Genomic DNA, 7,336 nt, shown 5'->3' with positions numbered 1-7,336 from the left:
TACCTTCCAGCCGCGCTTGATGATGCCGCTGTCGCTCTCCTACGATCACCGAGCAATCAACGGTGCGGATGCCGCTCGTTTCACGGCCTTCCTGGCCGATGTGCTGACGGACATTCGTCGGTTACTGCTGTAATCGTCTCTGAGTAAGCCACAAGCGGCGCCCAATAGGGCGCCGCTTGTGTTTAAAACGGTTCGGTAGGTCAGCAAGGCAGGGGTGACCAAAGTACAAGGAGTTGCCACCTTACTGTTTTCACTTAAAAAAATGTTAAAAAATAGTGCTCTCAGGCTTTTGGGGAGTTGTGTCGTCCGAACGGCACGGTTATTGTCAGTCCATTATTCAAAATTATTCATATCTAACGACTAACATTCAAGGAGCAGTGCCATGCGTTTAATCCTGTTGGGTGCCCCCGGCGCGGGGAAGGGGACTCAAGCTCAGTTTATTTGTGAGCAGTTTAAGATCCCTCAGATTTCCACCGGGGATATGCTGCGCGCAGCCATTAAAGACGGCACTGAACTGGGACTTAAGGTAAAAGAAATCATGAACAGCGGTGGCTTGGTCTCTGACGAGATCATTATCGATCTCGTTAAAGAGCGCATCAGCCAGCCTGACTGTGACAATGGTTTCTTGTTCGATGGTTTTCCGCGCACCATCCCTCAAGCAGATGCGATGAGAGAAGGCGGCGTTAAGCTGGATCACGTACTGGAAATTGCCGTACCTGATGAAGAGATTGTTAGCCGCCTTGCAGGTCGTCGAGTGCATCCGGCGTCTGGACGTGTTTATCATGTTGACCACAACCCACCTAAAGAGGTGGGGAAAGACGACGTAACGGGTGAGGCGCTGATTCAGCGTGAAGATGACCAAGAGTCTACCGTGCGTAACCGTCTCTCGGTTTATCACGATCAAACCGCACCGTTGGTAGATTATTACCAGCAGTGGGCGAAAGAAGACCCTGACGCCGCGCCGCAGTACCATCGCGTTGAAGGTGTAGGCAGCGTGGCTGAGATTACCCGGCAGGTAAAAGACGCCTTAAGCTAAGCGCTTACCGCGAGTGCTCCATTCGATGGCCCGCAGGTTACCTGCGGGCCATCGTCGTTAGGGCCGCGTAAAGGTATAATGGTTGTCTATTTCACGGAGTGCAAAACCGCTATGTCATCGTTACACCTTCTTGCACTAGACGCATCCTCTAGTGCCTGCTCAGCGGCTCTACTACGTCAGCAAGGCTCCCAGCGTGAATGCCTGGCGCGTTTTGAGATGACACCGCGGGCCCACACGCGACGCTTGATGCCGATGGTAGATGACATACTTGCTGAAGCTAATATTTCGGCGCAGCAATTGGATGCTGTCGCCTTTGGACGTGGTCCTGGCTCATTTACTGGCTTGCGCATTGCTACCGGAGCTGCGCAAGGCTTAGCGTTCGGTTTAGATTGTCCTCTGTTGGGTATTTCTACCTTGGAGGCATTGGCGCTTCAGGCACATCGTCGCTACCATTTTCGCCATGTGGTCACCGCGCTGGATGCTCGCATGGGTGAAATTTATGCGGCCACGTGGCACTGCCTTAACGATACCCTTAGCCAGCAGAGTGATGAAGTAGTGATAGCGCCTGATCACTTTCGGATACCCGCTGACGAAACCGACTGGGTAGGCGTGGGATCAGGCTTTACGCTGTGGAATGACTTTGCGTTAGGCGTGCAAACGCGAATGACACAGCATCTCATCGACCTTGAACCAAGAGCAGAAGAGATGGCATGGCTTGCTGTTCGCGATCTCGAGGCGGGCTTAGGACAAGCGGCACATGAAGCGCAGCCGATTTACTTGCGCAACGATGTTGCCTGGAAAAAGCCAGCATGAGCCAGGTGGCGAGCCCAGAATCCCTTGTGCTGCCTTCGGGACTAGCCCTTCGTTACGTGGATGGCCAGTTGGCGCTATCAGGTGACGAACGCCACTATGGAAAGCCGTTAAGTGTGGACTTTGTCGCTGGCAAGGCAGCACACCGTCGTCAGTTTGGTGGTGGGCGAGGGCAGTTAGTTGCGAAAGCCTGTGGGCTGGCTAAAGGTGTCACGCCTAACGTTGTAGATGCTACGGCTGGGTTGGGGCGGGATGCGTTTGTGCTAGCAAGCCTGGGCGCGCAGGTGCTGTTAATTGAGCGTGTCGCGGCGATTGCCGCGCTGCTTCAAGATGGCCTTGCCCGCGCTGCGTTAGCGGACGATACCGCTGCGATTGCAGCGCGCATGACCCTTCGCCACGGCGATGCTGCTGAGCAGCTTGCTGCTCTGGTGACAAGTGCCGTCTTTGATCCTGAAGTGGTTCACCTTGATCCGATGTTTCCGCACCGTGAAAAGTCGGCATTGGTCAAAAAAGAGATGCGCCTGTTTCGCGAGCTGGCGGGGAATGACGATGATGCACCGCGCTTATTAGAGGCCGCACTAGATGTGGCGACGCACCGAGTGGTGGTCAAACGCCCTCGCAAGGCACCTCCTATTGGTGGCCCTGCGCCGCAGCATACCCTAGAAGGTAAAACGAGTCGTTACGATCTGTATGTGCATCGTTCGTTAACTCGCCGCTAGCCGTATTATCAAGAGAAGGAGTCTCTATGCAGCACGTGTGGCGAGAAGGCAACCGCATTACTCTGCTGCCCGAAGCGTCTCGGTTTCTGCCAGCCATGTTTGAAGCTGTTAGCCAGGCGCAGCACTATGTGTTGGTAGAACTTTACTTGATGGAGTCTGGCGAGCTGGCCAGCCAAGTGATCGATGCGCTTATAGAAGCCGCTGAGCGAGAAGTGAGGGTGTTTTTACTGCTCGATGGCTATGGTTCTATAGGGCTGGAACATTACGATCGCGCTCGATTGCAGCGGGCAGGTATAGCGTTACGGCTGTTTAACCCTATTGGTTTTCACTCACTCGCCCGTAACCTTAGTCGCGATCACCGGAAAATTGTGGTGGTGGATGGAAAAATTGCCTTTACCGGTGGTTTTGGTGCCGTGGATGAGTTTCTCGATGCATGGTACGAAATTGCACTGCGTATCGAAGGGCCTGTAGTCGCTGATTGGGAAGGGCTTTTTCGGCGTTTATGGCGCTCTCGGTTAACTCAGCAAGTGTTAGACAGCCAACCTCAGGAGGCGCTACCGCAGCAGCAGGCAGTAGTGCACTTTGCCGATGGCGTAAGTGGTCGAGTAGTGTCGGGACGGGGTTATCGCTACCAAGCCATTCGTCATTCGCTTTATGCGCGGGTTAGTCGCGCCAATAAACGGCTGTGGCTGTGTACGCCCTATTTTGTACCGACGTTTACACTGCGCCGTCGCCTGATACGTGCAGCACGACGCGGCGTCGATGTTCGTCTGTTGTTACCTGGAAGTAAACATGACCATCCTGGTGTGCGCTATGCGGGCCAGCGCTTTTACCAGGTCATGTTAAAAGCTGGTGTGCGCATTTTTGAGTTCCAGCCCACCTTCATTCATGCCAAATTTGTGCTGGCAGATGATTGGGTCAGCATTGGCTCCTGTAATTTCGATCACTGGAACCTGCACTGGAACCTTGAGGCTAACCAAGAGATAGAGAGTCGGATATGCGCTGATGAGGTGCGAGGGTTATTTGAGCGCAACTTTGCGTCGAGTCAAGAGGTGGATGCGGCCGTTTGGGCTGCGCGGCCATGGAGGCAGCGCGCCCGAGAGTGGCTGTATGGCGTCATGGACGCTATTGTCACTCGCCTTAAATAAGAGTCCTCAACCCGCTATCGACGTTTTTTTCCTTTGGCTGGGGTTTTCTTGCGCGGTTTTGGCTTTGGTGTTTCAGGCGGCACGCGGTAGTGAAGATAAAGATCAAGTACTAGCTCAGGCAGCTGAGCGACGAAGGTCTCCTGGCTGGCCTGGTCTTGGGCCATCTCGGCCATCTCAGGCTCATCATCGAACAGACCTGAGAGTGACATAAAAGGTAACAGGAGAGTGGCGGCGGCCTCTTCGTCATCCTGGAACCAAGCACTTTCGTCACTGAATACGCCTTCCATAAAACCTGCACACCAGTCGCCGATGGGCGTTTCTTCAGCGGGAATGCCATCGAGTGTCAGCTCGAAAGGCAACTCCGGTAGGCCGCCTTGCTCAAGCACTGCGACTGCGTTATCGCGTAGCAGCGCCAGTAAGTGGGTAATCTCGTTTTGCTCGGCGTCGTCACGGTAGTTGGGTTGCCCCTGAAATAGCTCGGCCAACCATTGAGCAGGAGGCTGTTCGCTGGGCGCAACCGCCAGTGCGACTAAAAAGCCGTGGGCAGAGATAAGGTCCAGCGCATCCTCGCCTACTTGTTCAGAGTCGAGAAAGTCATCCAGCCTATCCAGCTGCTCGTCGTCAAGCAGCGGCTGAGGCGGGACGCTGTTCGGAGAGTTTGCTGCGGGCACGTTATTGCGCTCTGCCATGGGGAGCCTCGTCGTAAAAGTCGTCTTTGAGAAAAGGGCGTTGATCGGTAACAATGGTTGCCAACATCATGCGTTGCAAAATACTCGTTGAGTAGTTTATCACTAATGAAGACCCAACCACTGCCCTCTTGGTCGGCACAAACGCTTTCGGTACTCTCCCGTCGAGAGCTGATACAAGCCGCTCAGCTAAGGGTTGATGAAGCCCTGCAGCGTTGTCGAGAAGTTTATCCCACACTGCCTGCACCAGGGGTGTGGTTTGACCTGAAAGGTGCCTCAGCCGGTCAGGCGCATTTAGGACGGGGTGGGCTGCGTTTTAACCCTGTTCTTTTAAGCGATAACCGGCAGGTGTTTTTTGATGAGGTTATTCCACATGAAATGGCTCACTGGCTGGTCTTTCATTTAGCAAATGGCACTCGCTTAAAGCCACACGGACGCGAGTGGCAGGCCGTGATGCGAGACCTGTTTGGTTTAGCGCCCAATGTTACCCACCAATTGGACATTCAGTATGCTCAGCCGCGCCCCTATTGTTATCAGTGTGGTTGCCAAACTCACCGCTTTACGGCTAAGCGTCATTCTTTAGTGGTAAAGGGGCGTCGCTATCGTTGCCGTCATTGTGATCAGACCTTGGTCTACAGCGCTTTTGAAAAACCTTGAATCTTCTTTAACTTATTGTTTTTAAAATTAAAAATGTTAATACCAATGTCTAAAGGGAAGCCAGCCTTGGGAGGTTTATGCTAGTTAAATATTAAGCGCGTCGGTGCGACTAATAACAATGCCGACACCATTTCCCAGAGAGTGCATTTTCACGGACAGAGGCAATTTCATGAGCGAGCATAATAACGTCTATCCAGTGCGCGATAGCATCGCCGCCAGTGCATGGGCCGATAAAGATAAATATGCGGCAATGTATCAGCAGTCCATGGACGACCCAGAGAGCTTTTGGGCCGAGCAAGCAAAGCGACTTGATTGGATTAAGACGCCGACCAAGATCAAAAATACCTCGTTCGCACGAGACAATGTTGATATCCGCTGGTTTGAAGACGGTGAGCTTAACGTTAGTGCTAACTGTTTAGACCGACACCTGGAAAAGCGTGGCGACCAAACGGCGATTATCTGGGAAGGCGACAACCCAAACGATTCCAAGCATATTACTTACCGCGAGCTTTACGAGCGCACCAATCAGCTGGCCAACGGCCTGAAATCGTTAGGCATCAAGAAAGGCGATACGGTCACGCTATATATGCCAATGATTCCAGAAGCGGCCATGGCCATGCTTGCGTGTGCCCGTATCGGTGCTGTGCACTCCGTTGTATTTGGTGGCTTTTCGCCGGATGCGGTGGCTCAGCGAGTAATGGGGTCAGATTCTAAATTAGTGATTACTGCCGATGAGTCGGTGCGTGGTGGTAAGCACGTCCCCCTTAAAGAGAACGTTGATTCGGCCCTGACGCGCGACGGCACCGATGTGTGTAAAAACGTGCTGGTGGTGAAGCGTACCGGTGGGGATATCGAGTGGCAGGAAGGGCGCGATATCTGGTTCGAGACGTTGGTCGATAAACAGTCTACTGAGTGCCCAGCTGAAGCCATGGGTGCGGAAGATCCGTTGTTTATTCTCTACACCTCCGGTTCTACTGGGGCTCCGAAAGGCCTTAAGCATACCACTGGTGGCTACCTCACCTATGCAGCGATGACCCACCAGTACGTTTTCGACTATCAAGAGGGTGAGGTGTACTGGTGTACGGCGGATGTTGGTTGGGTGACGGGGCACAGCTATATCGTGTACGGACCGCTTGCCAACGGTGCAACCACGCTGATGTTTGAAGGCGTGCCGAGCTACCCAAGCCATGGCCGTATGGGTGAAATTGTCGATAAACATCAGGTTAATATCCTTTATACGGCGCCGACTGCCGTGCGTGCACTTATGGCGCATGGCGATAACGTGATGGATTCAAGTAAGCGTGAATCGCTGCGCCTGTTGGGCTCTGTTGGAGAGCCCATTAACCCTGAAGCCTGGGAGTGGTTCTATCGCGTGATCGGCAATGAGAAGTGTCCGATTGTTGATACGTGGTGGCAAACCGAAACCGGCGGCATCATGATTGCGCCACTACCCGGTGCCACGGATCTAAAACCCGGCTCTGCCACTACGCCTTTCTTTGGTGTGAAGCCAGCACTGGTTGATAACGAGGGCAATACGCTGGAAGGTGCGACTGAGGGAAATTTGGTATTGCTTGACTCTTGGCCGGGGCAGGCACGTTCGATCTGGGGAGATCATGAACGTTTTGTACAGACCTATTTTTCGACCTACGATGGCATGTACTTTACGGGAGATGGCTGCCGTCGAGACGAAGATGGCTATTACTGGATTACAGGGCGTGTAGACGATGTGCTTAACGTCTCTGGCCACCGTATGGGTACGGCTGAAATCGAGTCGTCGCTCGTGGCTCACTCTGCAGTCGCGGAAGCGGCAGTCGTTGGCTTCCCCCACGATATCAAGGGGCAGGGCATCTATATCTACGTGACGCTTGGTGATGGTATTGACCCCTCTGATGAACTCAAAAAAGAGCTTACCCAGTGGGTGCGTAAAGACATTGGCCCGATTGCATCGCCGGATGTGATTCAGTGGGCACCAGGTCTGCCTAAAACACGTTCGGGTAAAATTATGCGTCGGATTCTACGCAAAATTGCTGCTAATGAGTGTGACGGTTTGGGTGATACCAGTACGCTGGCAGACCCATCGGTGGTCGATGAGCTCATTGAGCATCGTGCGAATCAGTAACCCTCTATGCCCCCGGTTATCCTACTAATGGGGGCATTTTTCAATGACGGATGTCATTCATTTGCTATGTTAAATAAGGCAAACTAGGGGTATCCGTTGCAGTGCCGGCCATGGAGCCGGCACTGTTATTTCTATCGGGATGACGTAGAGATGACAAATTG

At 53.2% G+C, this 7,336-nt stretch carries 8 protein-coding genes; 7 read left to right on the top strand and 1 reads right to left on the bottom strand.

Going from position 1 to position 7,336, the window contains the following annotated elements; genetic code table 11:
* The 5 genes from HZS79_RS11220 to HZS79_RS11200 form a co-directional block, all read left to right on the top strand.
* Positions 1 to 133, top strand: a 133-nt coding sequence (locus HZS79_RS11220; protein ID WP_179927889.1) for a 2-oxo acid dehydrogenase subunit E2, incomplete at its 5' end; no start/stop codon positions are given.
* A gap of 249 nt (positions 134 to 382) precedes the next feature.
* The gene (gene adk, locus HZS79_RS11215) at positions 383 to 1,036 is read left to right on the top strand and encodes an adenylate kinase (RefSeq protein WP_162217665.1); all 654 of its coding nucleotides are present in this window, start codon (positions 383 to 385) and stop codon (positions 1,034 to 1,036) included.
* Positions 1,037 to 1,147: 111 nt separating this feature from the next.
* Positions 1,148 to 1,849, top strand: a complete 702-nt coding sequence (tsaB, locus tag HZS79_RS11210; protein WP_179927888.1) for a tRNA (adenosine(37)-N6)-threonylcarbamoyltransferase complex dimerization subunit type 1 TsaB — start codon at positions 1,148 to 1,150, stop codon at positions 1,847 to 1,849.
* A complete protein-coding gene (locus HZS79_RS11205; RefSeq protein WP_179927887.1) occupies positions 1,846 to 2,565 on the top strand; it encodes a class I SAM-dependent methyltransferase in 720 nt (239 codons plus the stop codon). Before tsaB ends, HZS79_RS11205 begins: the two co-directional genes overlap by 4 nt.
* A gap of 26 nt (positions 2,566 to 2,591) precedes the next feature.
* Positions 2,592 to 3,713 (top strand): phospholipase D-like domain-containing protein, encoded by a 1,122-nt coding sequence (locus HZS79_RS11200; protein WP_162217668.1) that lies wholly within the window; start codon positions 2,592 to 2,594, stop codon positions 3,711 to 3,713.
* A gap of 14 nt (positions 3,714 to 3,727) precedes the next feature.
* Here the strand turns inward: HZS79_RS11200 and HZS79_RS11195 are convergent, their stop codons facing one another.
* Complete coding sequence (locus HZS79_RS11195; protein ID WP_162217669.1) at positions 3,728 to 4,402, bottom strand: YecA/YgfB family protein; 675 nt, start codon at positions 4,400 to 4,402, stop codon at positions 3,728 to 3,730.
* A 105-nt stretch (positions 4,403 to 4,507) separates the two neighbouring features.
* Here HZS79_RS11195 and HZS79_RS11190 point away from each other — a divergent pair, with 105 nt between their 5' ends.
* Entirely contained in the window at positions 4,508 to 5,056 is a 549-nt protein-coding gene (locus HZS79_RS11190; protein WP_179927886.1) for a SprT family zinc-dependent metalloprotease, read from the top strand.
* Positions 5,057 to 5,225: 169 nt separating this feature from the next.
* Complete coding sequence (acs, locus tag HZS79_RS11185) at positions 5,226 to 7,175, top strand: acetate--CoA ligase (RefSeq protein WP_179927885.1); 1,950 nt, start codon at positions 5,226 to 5,228, stop codon at positions 7,173 to 7,175.
* Positions 7,176 to 7,336: the final 161 nt, after the last annotated feature.

Origin of the sequence: Vreelandella zhaodongensis, assembly GCF_013415115.1 — a bacterium.
Taxonomy (GTDB): domain Bacteria; phylum Pseudomonadota; class Gammaproteobacteria; order Pseudomonadales; family Halomonadaceae; genus Vreelandella; species Vreelandella zhaodongensis.
Note: the sequence above shows the minus strand (reverse complement) of the source record. Positions and strands in the feature narration are given on the sequence as shown.